Origin of the sequence: Desulfatiglans sp. (assembly GCA_012513605.1) — a bacterium.
GTDB lineage: Bacteria > Desulfobacterota > DSM-4660 > Desulfatiglandales > HGW-15 > JAAZBV01.
In genome coordinates this window covers 91,083-109,541 of record JAAZBV010000034.1, presented here as the reverse complement: position 1 = coordinate 109,541, position 18,459 = coordinate 91,083, and the positions used below count along the sequence as shown (strand labels likewise).

At 45.7% G+C, this 18,459-nt stretch carries 12 protein-coding genes; 5 read left to right on the top strand and 7 right to left on the bottom strand.

Features of this window, described 5'->3' with window-relative positions; all coding sequences use genetic code 11:
- Positions 1-373 precede the first annotated feature (373 nt).
- From prmA to GX654_04600, 3 genes are all read right to left on the bottom strand, one after another.
- A complete protein-coding gene (gene prmA, locus GX654_04610; GenBank protein NLD36133.1) occupies positions 374-1,312 on the bottom strand; it encodes a 50S ribosomal protein L11 methyltransferase in 939 nt (312 codons plus the stop codon).
- Between the two features lie 111 nt (positions 1,313-1,423).
- Entirely contained in the window at positions 1,424-1,855 is a 432-nt protein-coding gene (locus GX654_04605; GenBank protein ID NLD36132.1) for a Zn-ribbon domain-containing OB-fold protein, read from the bottom strand.
- 1 nt (position 1,856) lies between these two features.
- Positions 1,857-3,026: an acetyl-CoA acetyltransferase gene (locus GX654_04600; GenBank protein NLD36131.1), complete on the bottom strand. Its 1,170-nt coding sequence runs from the start codon at positions 3,024-3,026 to the stop codon at positions 1,857-1,859.
- Positions 3,027-3,409: 383 nt separating this feature from the next.
- Here GX654_04600 and GX654_04595 point away from each other — a divergent pair, with 383 nt between their 5' ends.
- Genes GX654_04595 through GX654_04585 form a run of 3 tightly spaced genes read left to right on the top strand, consistent with a single transcriptional unit; the run spans position 3,410 to position 6,740 of the window.
- On the top strand, positions 3,410-4,471 hold the full coding sequence (locus GX654_04595; protein ID NLD36130.1) for a ketoacyl-ACP synthase III: 1,062 nt from the start codon (positions 3,410-3,412) through the stop codon (positions 4,469-4,471).
- A 28-nt stretch (positions 4,472-4,499) separates the two neighbouring features.
- Positions 4,500-5,954 carry a transglutaminase domain-containing protein gene (locus GX654_04590; protein NLD36129.1) on the top strand — a complete coding sequence of 485 codons (1,455 nt, stop codon included), beginning with the start codon at positions 4,500-4,502 and terminating at the stop codon, positions 5,952-5,954.
- Between the two features lie 9 nt (positions 5,955-5,963).
- Positions 5,964-6,740 carry an alpha/beta hydrolase gene (locus tag GX654_04585; protein ID NLD36128.1) on the top strand — a complete coding sequence of 259 codons (777 nt, stop codon included), beginning with the start codon at positions 5,964-5,966 and terminating at the stop codon, positions 6,738-6,740.
- Here GX654_04585 and GX654_04580 read toward each other — a convergent pair whose 3' ends face one another.
- A complete protein-coding gene (locus GX654_04580) occupies positions 6,741-7,553 on the bottom strand; it encodes a PHP domain-containing protein (GenBank protein NLD36127.1) in 813 nt (270 codons plus the stop codon).
- 155 nt (positions 7,554-7,708) lie between these two features.
- On the opposite strand from GX654_04580, the gene GX654_04575 reads away from it, so the two are divergent.
- Positions 7,709-10,372: a PAS domain S-box protein gene (locus tag GX654_04575; GenBank protein NLD36126.1), complete on the top strand. Its 2,664-nt coding sequence runs from the start codon at positions 7,709-7,711 to the stop codon at positions 10,370-10,372.
- Positions 10,373-10,542: 170 nt separating this feature from the next.
- A complete protein-coding gene (locus GX654_04570) occupies positions 10,543-12,999 on the top strand; it encodes a hypothetical protein (GenBank protein ID NLD36125.1) in 2,457 nt (818 codons plus the stop codon).
- Positions 13,000-13,137: 138 nt separating this feature from the next.
- Here the strand turns inward: GX654_04570 and GX654_04565 are convergent, their stop codons facing one another.
- From GX654_04565 to GX654_04555, 3 genes are all read right to left on the bottom strand, one after another.
- Complete coding sequence (locus GX654_04565; GenBank protein NLD36124.1) at positions 13,138-13,617, bottom strand: metal-binding protein; 480 nt, start codon at positions 13,615-13,617, stop codon at positions 13,138-13,140.
- Positions 13,618-13,709: 92 nt separating this feature from the next.
- Complete coding sequence (locus tag GX654_04560; GenBank protein NLD36123.1) at positions 13,710-15,926, bottom strand: ATP-dependent DNA helicase RecQ; 2,217 nt, start codon at positions 15,924-15,926, stop codon at positions 13,710-13,712.
- 178 nt (positions 15,927-16,104) lie between these two features.
- A complete protein-coding gene (locus GX654_04555; protein ID NLD36122.1) occupies positions 16,105-18,348 on the bottom strand; it encodes an aconitate hydratase in 2,244 nt (747 codons plus the stop codon).
- Positions 18,349-18,459: the final 111 nt, after the last annotated feature.

Sequence of the window (18,459 nt, the reverse complement as noted above, 5' to 3'; positions counted from 1 at the left end):
TTTTTTCAAGCCGTTCTCCTCTGTATCTGGGATTAAATCTCTTAATATACTAATAATCCCTTGCCTCTACCAGAGTGGCTCAATTCTTAACGACCATTTTTGGCTCAATTTATCACGACCAGCTACATCAGTTATTCGTGAGGCCGCAGGTATCTGGAAGAATCGTAATGATTTGCCTGATTTCAGGTCTGTTTGTGCTGAATGGGACAGAGAGCAGCCATGACAAGGCTAATCCTTTTAGATACTGATGTTAGAGTAATAGACTTCCACCGAATTTATCCCGAGATTTTTGCAGGGTCAGTGTAGCATTGGGAGTCCGGATTCCCGGCATAGTTATCCTCCCACTCCCGCTGAATAAGACCTGTCTTTACCTTTAAAACGTTCGTCTCTGCACTGTTAAATCTTTTTTTACAAGCAGGCATGCCCATTCACCCATGATAGTTTCGCTGATTTTTTTAAGGCCATGGCGTTCAAGGTCTTCCACTATTCTATCTATCTGCCCGGTTAGTATGCCGGAGAGGATGAGCACGCCATCAGGCGCAAGCCGTTCGGGAAACAGGTGGTTAAGTTCAAGTATGGTGTTCATAATGATATTTGCAACGATAAGATCATACCTCTTATCAATTCTATCAAGAGGCGTTGTGGATAGATCGATCTTTACAGGGAGATCGTTCAGGGCAATATTCTTTTCTGCCCAGCTTACTGCCTCTGGATCATTATCAATGGCCGTGATCTCATGCGCCCCCAGCATAGCCCCGTAAACAGAGAGTATACCGCTCCCTGTGCCCACATCGAGCATTGTCCAGGGCCTGTCCGGCACATTATCCTCAATGGCCTTAAGGCACATCCTTGTGGTTTCATGCTTACCTGTGCCAAAGGCGGTGCCCGGATCAATCCTTATTACATGACATTTAACAGGGGCAGGCATCTCCTCCCAGGCAGGAAGTATCATGAGGTTATCAGTGATCTTTTCAAGATAAAAAAAGCTTCGCCAGGTTGTGCCCCAGTCCTGATTGGCCATCTCTTTTATATCCAGAACAGGGTCAGCAATATCAGGGAAGGGATCTTTCAGATTATCAAAAAATGTCACAAGACTATTTCTGATAAAATCGGAGTCATTACTGTCAGAGGGCAGGTATGCCTTCATAAGGCCGCTTTCAAAATCCTCTGAAACAACGCCGTCGCAGCCCAAACCCATTAGAAAATCGCTCACTGCCTCTTTTGCAGAGGGGTCTATATCTATTGTTATCTCAAGCCATCCGGGATGAGCCGGAATAGCGGTTGAATCATGTTCTGTTTTATCACTGTCCAAATAAAATCACCTGGTGCCCAACTTCATATAAAGCTACAGGCCCATAAAAAAGTAGAGACAAGGCATGCCTTGTCTCTACAGAGTGTTTATTATTGGTTTTTGAAACGCAGTCTATGCCTTTTCAAAAACGTAGTTGAGCTGTCCATTGGGGAGCTTGTTCACTGCTGCCTTAAGCTCCATACCGCCCGTTATTTCACTGTCAGCAATATCCCCGCTGAGCCTGCCGAATGCCTTGTATTCGCCAAAATCAACCACTGCGATACAGTAGGGGAGGTCATTTTCAAAACCTATCGGGGCATACTCCAGCTTGCTGTATGTAAGCAGCTTTCCTTTGCCGTTTACATCAAACCAATCCATGCTGCTTGTAAAACATTTGCAGCAGTCTGCCCTGGGCGGAAAATATTTTGCCCCGCACCCCTTGCATATGGTGCCTGATATCTTTCCCTGCTCAATCCTGTCTATAAAATCGTTTACCTTTGTTGTGGAGGTGAAACTGATTGTACCAAACTTGCTGAATCTTACATCAATGTCTTTGCTAGCCATTTTATTCCCTCCCCAGTATTGTTACGTTGCCGTAAAGGCCAACGCCGCCTATATTATGCACCAGACCAAACACAGGCTCCTTTACCTGCATAGCCCCGGCCTCACCCCTTAACTGAAGAACTATGGTCCTTACCTGCGAACCACCTGTAGCCCCAATCGGATGTCCCTTGGACAAAAGCCCTCCGTCAACATTAACAGGGATGCTCCCCTCCTTGTAGGTCTCCTTTGACCGGATAAGATCCTTGCCCTCGCCCGGCTTTGCAAAGCCCAGGTTTTCATAGGCCATAAGTTCGGCTATTGTGAAGCAGTCATGCACCTCTGCAACATTAATATGTTTGGGTGTGATCCCTGCCATCTTGTATGCCTGTTTTCCTGCCTCAATACCGACTGTAAGACCGGAAAAGAGGTCACGTCCAGCCAGGTTAACCGCTGTGGAGGCAGCGCCGATCCCCTTGATCCAGACCGGTTTTTTAGAAAAAAGCTTTGCCTTTTCTTCACAGGCCACTATCAGGCATGAGCTTCCGTCTGCATTGGCGCAGCAGTCTCCTACCCTTAAGGGGCTTGCAACAGGGCCTGACATGGTATTGTCAGGGTCTGAAAACATCTCAAACGTTACAGGTTTTCTGTAAACGGCCTTTTCATTTATCTGGCCGTATGTGGCCGCCTTTACCCTGATAAGCGCAAGGTCATCCTGTGTGGTGCCATATTTAAGAAAATGTCCCCTTGCATAGGTGGCATAATAGGCAGGCATCATTGTTCCAAAGGGGCTTTCCCACTGGATATCTGCGCCGCGCCCCATCCTCTCCTGTGACTCCGCAGACGTTATTTCTGACATCTTCTGGAAACCTACAACCGCTACAACGTCATGCAGGCCTGATGCTACAAGCGAATAGGCCAGTTTGAGCCCTGTGCTGCTTGATGAACAAAGGGTCTCCACATAAAATGTCGGCTGAGGGGTTAAACCGAGGTATTCAGCCAGAACACCCGCTGGTGATCTCTGTTTGTCATATTCAGGCGCAGAGCATACCACTGAGGCATCTATATCAGTTGTTGCTATCTTTGCATCCAGCATGGCTTCTTTAAAGCCTTCAAAGGCCAACTCCCTGATTGAACCAGGGTATCCGCGTACAAAAGCGCTCTGGCCAACTCCTATAATTGCTACTTTTCTCATAAGTTCCTCCTTATATTGTCGATGAACCGGTAAATTTGCTGAGTTCTCTACAGGCAATGCCTGGGGAAAAAACAAATATATTTCGGGATAATGCCCCGAAGGACTCCCAATATAGGTAAGATTAGAGGCATGGTCAAGATAAAAGGAAATTCAATTTGATCGAAATTATAATTAATGATATGAGAAAAGCCGTTTTGTAACAGCCTTAAAGATAAGGGAAAATTATGGATGGAGCTTTCAGCGGTCAGCTTGCAGCTAACTCTTTGGTTTGAAAACCTTTCACTGAATGCTGAACGCTAATGGCTGACCGCTTGTCCACCCTCCGCAGCAGCGCTGCTACATAGGGTGAAAACTGATTAATTTATTAAACTTAAGGAAGTTTTATGCCAAACAGTATTATTACAGGAACAGGGAGCTATATCCCTGAATTAAAGATAGAAAACAGTAAATTTTTAAATACTGAGTTCTATAACTCAAACCATGAAAAGCTGACTAAACTGAACAAAGACATAATTGCCACATTTCAGGATATCACCTGTATAAGGGAAAGGCGCTGGGTCACTGACGACCTTATGACATCCGACATAGCATATTTTGCAGCGAAAGATGCCCTTAACGGGGGTGATGGTGAAGACCTTGATTATATTATTGTTGCCCACAATTTTGGCGATGTAAGGCCTGGCACTGCAAGGGTGGATATCTGCCCATCCATTGCAGCGCGCGTGAAACACCTGCTGGGCATTAAAAACCCCTATACAGTGGCATATGATATACCATTCGGCTGCCCGGGCTGGGTGCACGGGATGACCATTGCTGATTTTTATATCAGATCAGGCCAGGTTAAAAAGGTAATGGTTATAGGCGCTGAAACACTCTCACGGGTAATAGACATCCATGATATTGACAGCATGATATTTGCTGATGGTGCAGGCGCTGCAATTGTTGAAGCTACAGATAAAGAGGCAGGCATCATCTCGCATGTAACAAGAAGTGATACGCTAAATGAGGTTGATCTCATATTCAGTGACAAGTCATACTTCCCGGACAAAAAGGGGAATGAAGCATATCTCAAGATGCACGGCCACCAGGTATTCAAATATGCACTAAGGTATGTACCAAAGGTGGTTAAGGAGAGCCTTGACAGGGCAGGTTTATCAATTACCGATGTGAAAAAGGTGCTTATTCACCAGGCAAATGAGAAGATGGACAGGAGCATTATCAGCAGTCTTTTCAAGATGTACAGGCTTGATGATGTGCCGGAAGATATTATGCCCATGACCATTGCGTGGCTCGGTAACAGCTCTGTGGCAACTATCCCCACCATGTTTGACCTCATACAGAAGGGAAGGCTTGAAGAACACAGCCTTGAATCAGGGAACATCATAGTTTTTACCTCTGTAGGGGCAGGCATGAATATAAACTCCATGGTCTACAGGATGCCCTGATCACAATAAATCATAGGGAGAAATATCCATGAGAAATTTTTTACTGCTGATAGCGGCCCTTTTGTTTTTTAATACCTTTGCATCGGGCAATACAGAACAGACGAACTATTTTGCCCTCTATTTTAATGGCAGCCGCTGCGGGTATGATATCCAGACACGCAGGGTTGAGGGTGACAGGGTTATAAGCACGGACCATATGCTCCTTGAACTGGAACGTATGGGCACACCGGTAAAGATTGATGTGAAAGAGACAGCCATAGAAACCATTGATGGAGGGCCCCTCTCTTTCAAGGCTATACAGAAGATATCAACCATGGATATGTCTGTTGAAGGGGATATCACCCCTGATGGAAAGATGAAGGTGAGGGTGACTAATGCGGGAAACACCCAGGAGCTTGTGCAGGATTTCCCAAAAGGGGCAGTGATGACAGAGGGTCTTTCTCTTGCCTTTAAGCGACATGGCCTTAAAAAAGGCGCCAGTTATACAGCAGACCTCTTCAGCCCCTCAACCCTTATGGCAATGAAGTTTACCTTTAATGTTGGTGACCGAAAACAGGTTGATCTCCTTGGCCGGGTCGTGGAGCTTGTAGAGATAAAGGGCGAATATTTTTTACCTGAGTCAGGCAGCGCCCTCTTCACATACTATGTTGATGATGATTTTAACTCCCAGAAGATGATCATGCCACTTGCAGGCATGAATATAGAGGTGATAGCCTGCTCCAGAGAATTCGCCATGAGCAAGCTCACGGTGGCTGAGATGGTGGATTCCATGGTTGTAAGGAGCCCTGTGGCTGTTGATAACCCGGAAAGAGCAATTTCGATCACATATAAACTTAAACCCATAAAAGAGGATGCATCATTCAGGTTCCCTGTAACAGACAATCAGCAGGTATTAAAACTTTCTGACGGCAGTGTCCAGGTCACAGTAAAACCGGTAAAGGGAGAGCGGTCACATGGATATCCTTATACAGGGAATGACCCTGCAATATTGAAGGCCCTTCAGTCCACACAGTATATACAGACAGGACACCCGCTTATAAAAGAGCTATCACAAAAATCTATTCAGGGCAAAAAGAGCGCCCTTGATGCTGCACTTGCAATAGAGTCATTTGTAAGCAGGTACATAGATAATAAAAATCTCTCAGTGGGCTATGCGAGCGCGCTTGAGGTGGCAAAAAGTAGGCAGGGCGACTGCACCGAGCATGCGCTCCTTGCAGCAGCTTTGTGCCGTGCCGCAGGCATACCTGCAAGGGTGGTAATGGGTATTGTCCATGTTGAAAATGGCCTCTTTATGGGCCATGCCTGGACAGAGGCATATATAGGCAATAAATGGATTGGCCTTGATGCGGCATTAAAGGATGCAAGAGACGGCTTTGATGCAGGGCATATCACACTCTCCATTGGACACGGCGATGCAGGGGATTTTTTTGGCGTAATGAATAATCTTGGGAATTTTCAAATAGAGGATGTGAAAATAAATTAGGAGCATGAAATGAGTATAAATCAGACAAAGGGGCCTGATGAAATAAAGACATATAAAGAGAAGAATGGGAAGGAATTAAAGGCCCACATATTTTACCCAAATAAGGGCGGTGATAAAACAGAGACATCCCCTGCCTTTCTCTTTTTTCATCCGGGTGGCTGGACAATGGGCGAGCCCCAGTGGGGTTATGAGATATGCAGCCACTATGCCTCAAAGGGCTTAACGGCCATATCATTCCAGTACAGGATCACTTCTATTGGCGGGAGCACACCTGCTGATGCGCTCGCTGATGTTAAATCTGCCATAAGGTGGACAAGAAAAAACGGCGCTGAGCTTGGTATTGACCCTGGAAAGGTAATAGCAGGGGCCATCTCAGCAGGTTCTCATCTCGCCACCTGTGCAGCCTGTATTGAAGGGTTTGATGACACTGAGGATGACCTCAATCTAAGCCCTGTGCCGGATGCCTTTGTTTTCCAGTCTGCGTGCCTGAATACTGTTATTATTGATGAATTTACATCCCTGCTTCAGGGACGGGCAAGCTCTGAAGAGCTCTCACCGTTTCATCACATCAAGGCCGGTATGCCGCCCATGTGCATTATCCACGGCAAGGCGGATAATCTGGTGCCCTTCGGCTCTATCAGTGAATATGTGAAAAAATCCGTTTCAATGGGCAACAGATGTGAACTCCACCCATTTGAGGATACAGATCACTTTTTCGGAAATGTTGACAGCACAGAGGTTTTCAGTCTGATGGATGAGTTTTTAATGTCGCTGGGGTATTTATAGCTAATAATCCCACAGCGAAAGCTGCCCTACCCTTACATCCGGTTTTCCAAGCCACCGCTCCTTTACGAAGGCGCCGTGGCAGTCAGAGCCGCCTGTTATATAGAGCCCTTTTCTCCTGCAAAACGCCTGGCTGTATTCGGTAGTCTCCTCATTGTTCTCCGGATGAAAGCACTCAACCCCTTCAACGCCCATATCTACTGCTATTTTTATTGCCCCGGGCGGGTTATTCCCATATATAGATGAACCGGGATGCGCAAGCACAGGAATGCCACCGGCCTCCTTGATTGCAGCTATTGCTGCACCGGGTGTTGCACAGCCATCTATATTCATGCCAATCCTTTTATCACCAAAGAGTTGAAAAAAGTCGCGGTAGGTATTGCAGACACCTTTATCAATGGCATAGTTCAGGGCCTTCCAGCCCCCGCGCTCCGGGTTGTTTTTATAGAGAAGGAATTCATCAGGTGAAACAGGGAAACCCATCTCCCGGAGTTTTATTATGCTTTTTTTATTCCTCTCTTCCAGATTGTTACGATTAAACATCAATATCTCATTAAGGGCGCTGTTTTGAGGGTCAATATTGTACCCCAGTATATGAAAAATCCTTCCATTTTCTGTTGTGCTTATCTCTACTCCCCTGATAAATTTAAGGCCGTTTTCAGTGGCAAGCCTGGATGCTGAACTGATATTTTCAACTGAGTCATGGTCTGTAACCGCAAACACCCCTATTCCTGCCTGAAGGATGTTTTGTACGAGGGTCTCAGGCCGCCAGGTTCCGTCTGATGCGCATGTATGTAAATGGAGATCTGCTTTCATTTATACCCTTTGTTTCTTTATTTATTTTATAAAACTGCCGATATATATTTGAAAAAATATAATATCTGTCAGCGGTTTATCTCAATAAGTCTATATTATCCAAGTTCCTGCCGCCGGATTAGAATGGTGTCAAATATAACGCTAAGGAAGTATAAATGTCATTAAAAATAAAGGCTGCCATAATTGTATCTGTGATTTTTATTCTTCTGGGCATTGTCGATTTCTGTATTCGGCAGTTTATTATCTTCCCTGGTTTTTTGTCACTGGAAAGAGAAAACGCAAAGGATAATTCAATAAGAATAATTGAGGCATTTAACAGGGAAATCAATTATATGGACAGGCTTACCCATGACTGGTCAGCATGGGATGACACATACAATTTTGTTGAAAACCCTACAGATGAATATATTGATGCAAACCTGACGGCATCTACCTTTGAGACCAATCAGCTGAATCTGCTTTATATTGCAGCAGAGGATGGTCATATAGTATGGATGGGCACCCAGGGCCTTTCACCCGATTCTGATAAAGGTATAAGGTCATTTATCGGTGAAAGAATAGGGGAAAGCCATGTATTCCGCTCATTTGATTTAGAGGAAAAATCTCTGGGCGAAGTCAAGGTTTCTGGGATATTCAGGACCCCTTCAGGCTTTTTTATTATCAGTTCAAGACCTGTACTTACCAATGAAAACAGCGGGCCCGCAAGAGGGGCGCTGATCATGGGGATACTGATTGACGATCCCTTTATTAAAAGAATTTCAGAGCTGATAAGAATCAATGTTGAAATTTATGTGGAGGACAGAGTTATTGACACCTTGCTCAGACAAAGTCTTTCAGAAAATAACACTCCCTATTATATTGATATCACTAATAATAGGTTATTTCTTAGCATCTATGCTGCAATCCCTGATATCACAGGAAAAAGTATGTTTACCCTCAGGGCTGAATTGCCAAGAAAAATAGTCCGGACAGGATATTCCACCACCCTTTATGCAACGGTTTTCTTTCTGGGAACGATGGTTTCCGCCCTGATAATTATGATCTTGCTCCTTCACTGGCTGGTCATAAGGCCAGTTCTGAGCTTAAAAGATAATGTTACATCAGCAAGGCTGACCAACAAGAGGTTCTCCGTGCCAAAATCACAAAAGGATGAACTGGAGATCCTTGGCAGTGAATTCAAGCAACTGCTCGATCTATTGGATGAACGATCAGAAAAACTCGAAGAGACGAACAGGATGCTGGTTGATGATATAGAGAAGAGAAAAGAGGCGGAAAAGGCCCTGCTTGAAAGTGAAGAGCAGTTAAGAACTGTCCTTGAAAAGCTGCCAGTAGGGGTTTTTGTACACGATAGAAAAGGTTATTACCGAATGGTGAATGATGTGGGGTGCCACCTGACAGGTTACACTCGCGAGGAAATCCTCAAAATGAGTGTAAAGGATATAGACCGTGTGGAGTTTTCAGAAAGTCAGATGAAATTTTTCATAAAACAGATAAATGAAAAGGGTTTTTATATCTTTGAGAGTACAAATATCAGAAAAGACGGCTCCCTCTATCCGGCGGAGATTCATCTTGTAGACATAGTATTAGGGGGTGAAGACCTGGTACTCTCTCTGGTTCTCGATATTACTGACCGCAAAAAGGCAGAGGAGGCAAAGAAGATAGCTGAAACTCAGATTGCCAGGGCAAAAAAGATGGAATCATTAGGGCTTATGGCCGGAGGTGTTGCCCATGACCTTAATAATGTCCTGTCAGGCATTGTAAGCTATCCGGAGATGATCCTGATGGATCTCCCTGAAGATAGCAGGCTAAGAAGGCCCATTGTAACAATTTATGAGTCAGGTAAGCGCGCAGCAGCCATTGTGCAGGACCTCCTGACTGTTGCGAGGGGGGTTGCTGTTGAAAAGGATATCATTAGCATTAACAGGGTGGTTAAGAGATATCTTGATTCTGCAGAGCATAAACGGCTTATGGAATTTAATCCTGGGGTAACAATAAGAACAGAGCTGGAAGAGGAAGAGCTAAATATTAAAGGTGCGCCGGTTCATATAGGTAAAAGTCTTATGAACCTGGTAACAAATGCTGTAGAGGCATTGAACGGTTTAGGAAATATAATAATTAAGACAGAAAATATATATCTGGATCGGCATATCAGGGGGTATGAGGAGGTGAAACCTGGTGAATACGCTGTCCTGTCTGTGGCCGATACCGGGAAGGGTATAGAGCCAAAGGACCTGGAAAGGATTTTTGAACCCTTTTACTCAAAGAAATATATGGGGCGAAGCGGTACAGGGCTTGGGCTTGCGATCGTCTGGAATTCTGTTCAGGAACATAACGGTTATATAGATGTTACAACGAGCGATAAAGGCACAAAGTTTGAGCTATACTTCCCCATCTCGCATGAAAAGGAACTTGGTGACAGCGCTAAAAAATCCCGTAATGGGTATCAGGGGCACGGCGAAAATATCCTTATTGTTGATGATGTGGATACCCAGCGTGAGATATTTACGAGTATGCTTGGTTACCTGGGTTATAAGCCTGTTGCCGTCTCAAGCGGCGAAGAGGCAATCGAATATCTTTCAAAAAACAGGGCAGACCTGATCATACTTGATATGATTATGGAACCGGGTATGAACGGGAAAGAGAGCTATAAAGAAATAATAAAAATATACCCGGAGCAAAAGGCCATTATCGCAAGCGGGTTTGCAGAGACAGAGGATGTAAGAGAGGCCCAGAGGCTTGGGGCAGGGGCGTTCATTAAAAAACCTGTCACAATGGAAAAACTCGGCATGGCCGTAAGAGAAGAGCTGGACAGGAAGTAGGGGTGAAAAATTTTTCGCCCCTACAATAAAAGCATACATAATTGACTATGGTATTTAAAAGATTATGTTGGCATAGGCTTTAAAATCGATATATTGTCAATCTATTGACACTTAGGGGTTAACATAATATTATATTTTTCAAGGTTTAAATTAATCAGGAGTATTACAGGATGTATCAATCAAGACCAATCTCACCCCGCATACAGCACATGAGGGAACTGATAAGGGATCGTGTTATACGTAATGATGCTGAAAGGGCCATTATTATGGCTGAGGCATATAAAAAATATGAGCATATTGTCCCGGTTATTAAAAAGCCCCTCGCCATGGTTGAATACTGCAAGAAAAAAAAGATAAGGGTGGAAGATTTTGAGGTTATTGTGGCAAACAGGGGAGAGCATTTCCTGGGTAGCACATTTATCCCTGAATGGACAGGGATTCAGACAGAGATCTATTCAAATGACCCCTCGCAGCCCGGCGCATGGCTCCTTGAAGAGGATGGCCTATACCACAACCCTGAAGAGGATATCGTCAAGATGACCATATCGCCAGAGGATGTGGAAAAGCTTAAGGGTGTTGCAGATTACTGGAACGAGCGCACCTACACAAGGATAGCGGACGCATGGCAGCCTGATGGATATGATGAGCTGTGCAGGCTGAATGTTAGTAAGAATGTTACTGGCGCACCGCTTATCATGATGCAGTCAGGCCACCTCTCCCCCGGTTATAAAAAGCTGATCAACATGGGGATCAGCGCCATCAGAAAACAGGCCCAAACCTGGATAGATGAAAACAATGGCGACCTCATGGGTGACAAGACGAAAAAATATCTTTTCTATAAATCTGCTGTTATCTCCTGCGACGCCCTTACAATACTTATTAAACGATATGGGGAGGAGTGTTATAAAAAGGCAGAGACATGTAAGGATGAGGCGCGTAAAAATGAGCTCATGATGATGGGTGACGGGCTTAACTGGATTGCTGAAAACCCTGCCCGCACATTCTGGGAGGCATTACAGCTTACCATGATGTACCAGCTTTACCTCTATTCCGAGACCCTCTTTCCCGGCCCGGCCTTTGGCAGGCTTGACCAGTACTGCTGGCCATATCTTAAGGCAGACCTTGAGGCAGGCCGCATCACAATGGATCAGGCACAGGAATATCTTGATGCCTTTTTCCTGAAGGCAAACTGCTTTTATGGCGGGGGATTCGGAAAGCTTGTTACAATAGTCGGTGTAGGTAATACATACCAGCACACAACCATAGGCGGTATTGACCCAATAACAGGAAAGGATGCATCAAACCCCATCACATACATGGTGCTTGATTCAATAGCGAGGCTCAAGGTTCATGACCCCACAATTTCCTTAAGGATACATAAAGATACACCGCAGGAGCTCTGGGACCTTGCATTAAGGACATCCATGGTGTGCGGTGGGCTGCCCCTGTTCCAGAATGATGATGTGATAATACCCGGGATTGTCAGGGAACTGGGTTTCACACTGGAAGATGCCCGTGATTATGTAATAATCGGGTGCCAGGAGATTGTTGGGGCGGGTAATGACTACCCTGCATGCAACGGCACTTCGCCGCCATACGCAAGCATACATCACGGTGTTGTGCTTGACATGGCAATCAATAATGGAATTAACCCCTTTAATAATGAACAGGCAAGCGTTAAGACAGGCTACCTCTATGAGATGAATTCCATAGAGGATGTTAAGAATGCATACAGGCGGGTGCTTGAGCATGTGATGAAGCTTCAGGTAACCATAGATAATTATGTTGAATATATCATCCAGTACAATGCCCCAGAGGCAGGGCTCTCCATATCCATGGAGGGGTGCATGGAAAAGGGGCTGGACGCCACATGGGGCGGGTGCAAATACAACTCCTTTGGCGGTACAGCAACAGGGCTTGCAACCATTGCCGATTCACTAAATGCGATAAAGTATATGGTCTTTGACAAAAAGCTCTGCACCGGAAAAGAGATGCTGGATGCAGTGCTTAAAAACTGGGAGGGGTATGAGGAGTTAAGGCAGCGGGTAATCAACGAGGCGCCCCACTTCGGTAATGCAGACCCGTACGCTGATGAGATGATGAAATGGGTGATAGATACATATTATGATGTATGCCAGCAGTGTTCCAGCGAACGAGCAAAGGTCTATAAGTCAGGGCTCTACAGCGCTGCCGATCATGTGGGCCAGGGGTATACAACATGGGCAACACCTGACGGCAGAAAGGCAGGGGAACCCATAGCGGATGCTGCATCGCCTGTACAGGGCCGTGATAAAAAGGGGCCAACTGCGGTATGTTTGAGCGAGCTCTGCTATGACCACAGCAAGTTTATGGATGGCGTATGTGTGAATCTCAAGATACATCCCACTGCTGTAAGCAATGAGGAGGGGCTCGGTAAGCTCCGCATGATGTCACAGACATACTTTAATATGGGAGGCGCAGAGATCCAGTATAATATTGTTGGTAGCGATACCATGCGCGAGGCTCAGGCTGACCCGCAGAAGTACCGAGACCTTGTTGTGCGTATTGCAGGCTATTCAGCCTATTTTGTGGAGCTGGGGCTGGATAACCAGAATGACCTTATAAGCCGTACTGAGAATATGCTGTAATCAAACATTTTGGATTAACAGATAGATTTTTGTTTTTGTGGATTTTTATTACAATTTGTAGGGGCGAACTTTTTCGCCCCTACGTATTTTATACCGGTTTTTTCAAACAACCTGTAAGGGCGAATAATTATTCGCCGCTCAATCAATAAGCACAAAGCCATACCTGTTCTGCACATCATCTTTATCCTTAAGCACATTACAGGGCAGCCCCTTGTTTCTGGCGGTTTTATACATATCAATCCCGAGGTTCTCATCGCATGGCCTTATCTTTTGAGGTGTGGGGCAATCCTTTCCCTCATCAACCGCACAGTTTTTACACAGCCTGCAGTGCCTGATCCCAAAGGCAAAATAATAACCATCCAGAAAGGCAGCCCTTTCTATTTCAAGGATCGCCCTGCTCAGATCAGTTGCGTCATGGGCATGGAGCAAAAGTATATTCTTGTATGATTTTATCATGCGCATGCCCTCTTCAAATGATATATTCCGGGTCCCGCACTTTATGGTCTGTTTATGAAAATCCTCACACCCCCAACGGCACTTGAGTACCGCCCTGATATCAAAGAATATATCATCAGGTATTATCAGGATGGCGTTTTCCATCCCGAGTGTCTTTGCCATCTCACAATATCTGATGTGGTCCTGTAAATTTTTCTTATCTTTTTGTGCCAATTTTTTCACTCGAACCCTTGACCCCTCGACCCCTCGGTCCCTTATCCCCTATCACCATTTTCTCTCAGGTAATTCTTAATAATCTCAATCACCTTTTTGCCATATTTCTCAGCAAAGTAAGGCCCTACACCTGATACCATGAGCAGCTCATCCTCTGTTGTGGGTAGATCAGCGCACAGGTTGTAAAGCACATTATTGGAAAATATCCTGAATGCAGGGAGGCCCCTTTTTTTGGCAAGGCTGTTACGCCATGCCTTGAGTCTGTTATTAAGGTCGCTATTTTCACCACCTGACCTTGACACAGGCCTTGATTCTTTGCCCGGTTTACGTAACCTGAACTGTGAAGGCATCTTCTTTTCCTGGGGCACATTTAATGTTACCTGAAGCGTCTTAATATCCTCCCTGTTAAACCTGTAACCCTCCTGGGTAAGTGATGCCCTCTTATAATGTATGGTCTCTCCATCCTTATCAAAGCTCTCATCGCTTAATGTAATAAGCCCGACCTTTAAGAGTGCCCTTAACAGCTCTTCAAAACTATTCCTTGTATAGTTTTCACCCGGGCATACAGAGCTATACAACCTCCCGGTACTGAGGCTCCCTGCTGATTTTAACTGGCTCATAATATCAACAATGTATGCCTGCTCCAGCCTGTCAGGTATGCGGGTTAAGGAATGAGCGCTCTTTACAGGGGCACAGTAGTCGCATATGCCGCAGGGGCCTTTATGATCTTCCCTGTCTCCAAAGTGATTTATAAGGTAGAGCATGCGGCATGAAAAGGCGCCCGCAAACCTTGTCATCTCATCGATCTGCTTAAGCCTGTGCTCCTTTTGCCTCATATATGAGACATTCCACCCTGCCTTGCCCTTTTCTATTATGTCACCGGCAGTGACCTTCGCGCCACCGTGAACCCAGAGTTTTTCCACTGCGCTGTCAAACTCCTCCTCTTCCATATCCAGCTCCTTGCGCAGCCTTTCAAGGGGGACTCTCTCATTTGTAAGCTTCTTAAATACCCTATTGAGCACCCCCTCCATCGGATAACTCTTCTCATGAAAGAAGATGTGTATATGTCTGTCCGCGTATGACTGTAAAAGTATGGCCCTTGATGGTTTATTGTCCCTCCCTGCCCTGCCTATCTCCTGGTAATATCCCTCAAGGGTGCCGGGCAAGGCAGTATGTATTACAGTGCGGATATCGGGTTTATCTATACCCATACCGAATGCAATGGTGGCTACAATTACATCCAGCTCACCTGATAGAAAGCCGGTCTGCACCCTGTCCCTTTTTTCAGCGGCCATGCCTGCATGGTATGGCTCCACCTTAAGCATATCCCTTAGATCCTCCGCAAGGTCCTCCGCCTTCTGGCGTGTCGGCGCATACACAATGGCGGGCAATGCAGCTTTATCAAGGAGTATATTCCTGACCTTCCTTGCCCTTTCAGAAGGGGCTATCTCAATAACCTCTATAGCGATATTTGTACGCCTGAAGCCGTGTATGTGCATTCGGGCATCAGGGATATTAAGCTGCCTTACAATGTCCTCCTGGACCCTTGGCGTAGCGGTTGCAGTCATGGCAATAACAGGGGCAGGCATAAAAAGAGGAAGCCTTTCACCTAAAAGCCTGTAGTCGGGTCTGAAGTCATGGCCCCACTGTGAAATGCAGTGCGCCTCGTCAACAGCGATCAGCACAGGTTTTCTTTTTGCGAGCATCTCGGGGAACCCCGGGACAGAGAGCCTTTCAGGCGCAATGAACAGGAAATCAAGCACGCCTGCAAGGTATTTACGACAGACATCACGTGACTCATGCCGCGCCCTGCCGGAGTGTATGCGTTCTGCCCTGATCCCCCTCTCCCTTAAGCTTGCTGTCTGATCCTCCATTAGCGCTATTAAAGGGCTTACCACAAGGGTTGTACCGCCTCTTGCAATGCCCGGGAGCTGGTAACAGAGGGATTTCCCTGAGCCTGTCGGCATTACCAGTAATAGATTTTTTCCGCTTATTACCGCATCGCACACACTTTTTTGATATGGTCTAAAGGCATCAAAATGAAAAACATTTTTAAGGATGGCTTCAGGGTTTACCGGGTAGGGTTTTACCTTCTCTTTTTCCCCTGTTATTGATTGATCTTTATTTATCGCCTTTGTTAGAGGCGAATTATCATACTGTTCCCATGCAGGGAGAGGCGCATAATAATCATCCATCAATGGTGGCGCTTCATCAAATGGTTGCTGTTCTTCAGGAGGTGGTTGATTTTTACTGGTCATAGTTCCCAACTGATATTTCAAGACACAAAATGGTGTATTGACATTGATGTCTAATTTTTGGTGGCATATAAAACGCCACCCTACGAAAACAGTTAACCCCAATATATGCTGGGGTTCTTGTCCCGCCATAGCTTTAGCGACGGCGGATTATACCCCACCTTTTGCTTTAACAAAGGGATCACTCCTTAAATGCATTCAATGCAGAGCCAGCCCTGAACCATCCTATCTGCTCTTCTGTAATGGTATGATTCAGCATGAGTTCAATTCTTGAGCCATCTCTCCTTGTAACATATGCCTTTACAGGTTTACCCGGCTTCAAACCTGACAAATCGACAAGGCTTATCCTGTCAGACTCCTCTATCTTTTCATAATCCGAAGGTGAGCTGAATGTGAGGGGTAGTATCCCCTGTTTCTTAAGGTTTGCCTCATGAATACGTGCAAATGACCTTGTTATCACCGCCTTTGCCCCCATAAACCTGGGGCTCATGGCCGCATGTTCACGGCTTGAACCCTCACCATAGTTCTCATCACCCACAATAACAAAACCGCCCGTCTGCTCCCTGTAAAAGAGGGCGAGTTTATATAATGGGACACCCTTTTCTCCTGTGACTGTATTTGTCCCATGCCCAGTCTCTCCTGTAAAGGCGTTTACTGCGCCCATAAGCATATTTTTTGAGATATTGGTTATGTGTCCCCTGTATTTGAGCCATTCACCGCCGGGTGAGATATGGTCGGTTGTGGTCTTTCCCTTTGTCTTTACCAGCAGAGGGAGATTTGCAAAGTCCTTTCCATCCCATTTTTCAAAGGGTTTTAAAAGCTCAAGCCTGTCAGAGGCGGGGTCTATTTTTATGTCAACCGCCCCTTTTGTAATATCCGGTGCGATAAAATATTCCTTTGATTCAACAAGCCCTTTTTCCGGGAGGGAGGGAGGGTTTGGAGGTTCAAGCATGAAGCCTGTGCCATCCTCTGCTGTGAGTTTATCTGTTTCAGGATTAAAGGCTGTTTTACCTGAGAGAGCTATAGCAGTGGCAAGCAGAGGGGATGTGAGGAATGCAACAGTCTCAGGGTTGGCGTCATTCCTGGCCCTGAAGTTCCTGTTAAAGGTGGTGAATATGGTATTTGGATCACCCTTTTTAATATCTCTCCTGTTCCACTGCCCAATGCATGGCCCGCATGCAGCAGCCTGTATCTCTGCACCGGCACGGGTAAGGGTATCAAGTATGCCGTCTCTTTTTATGGTTTCATAAATCCTTAATGAGCCGGGGCTTAAGAGAAAAGGCACTTTAACTTTTAGCCCCTTTTCATCTGCCTGGCGCAGTATCTCCGCAACTGCATAAAGATCAGAATATGATGAATTGGTACATGAACCTATAAGAACCGCAGAGACCTGTTCAGGCCACTTCTCAGATGATACCAGCTCTTTAAAATCAGAGACTGCTGTGATCCGGTCAGGGGTATATGGGCCGGAATGGGCGGGCCTTATCTTATCAAGGTCTATATCGATAATATCATGAAAGACCCTTTCCGGCTCTCTCAGGCAGACATCATCCTGTTTCAAGATATCAGAAAATTCCCTTGTCTGTTCTGCATCTCCATAACGCCCTACATTCTGTAAATATGCATTCATTGTATCATCATATACAAATAACGATGAGGTCGCGCCCAGCTCTGCGCCCATATTGGTGATGGTAGCCTTCTGGGTCACTGATAGATTTTGGGCCCCCTCGCCAAAATACTCAAATATACAGCCTGTCCCCCCCTTTACTGTAAGCCTCTTTAACATCTCCAGTATTACATCCTTTGCAGTGGCCCACTCCTTGAGCCTTCCCTTAAGCCTTACACCTATAATATATGGGAATGTAGTTTCCCATGGAAGCCCTGCCATAACCTCTGCTGCATCTGCCCCCCCAACGCCAATGGCAAGCGCCCCAAGCCCCCCTGCATTCGGGGTATGGGAATCTGTACCGATCATCAAGAGTCCCGGCTTTGCATAATTTTCAAGCAATACCTGGTGTATGATACCTGAACCCGGGCCCCAGAACCCTATGCCGTATCTGAGGGCCGCGGTAGCGAGAAAATCATACACCTCTCTGTTTGTGTCTGCCGCCTTCTCAAGGTCAGGGTCATTTCCATTTTCTGCGGTTATCAGGTGGTCACAGTGTATGGTGGCCTCCACCTGGCTCTTATTTCTCTGTGCCTGGATAAACTGGAGCATGGCCATCTGTGCGGTTGCATCCTGCATTGCAACGCGGTCAGGGTATAATTTTATTATGTCCCTGCCAGCCACATGGGTTTTATTCATCTCATCATCTGCCTCATGCAGGAATAGCAGCTTTTCCGCATAGGAGAGGCCTCTTCCAACTATTTTTCTTTTTATATCAAGTATCTTTTCTGCCCTGTTTTGGGTCAAGTTTTTATTCATGTTGCACCTTTCATATTAATATCTGTGTGACAGAAATAAACCGTATGCGAATTTCTGTCAAGGATTCATGAACAGGGTATAACACCTTCCCCGGATTATTAAAAACTTTTC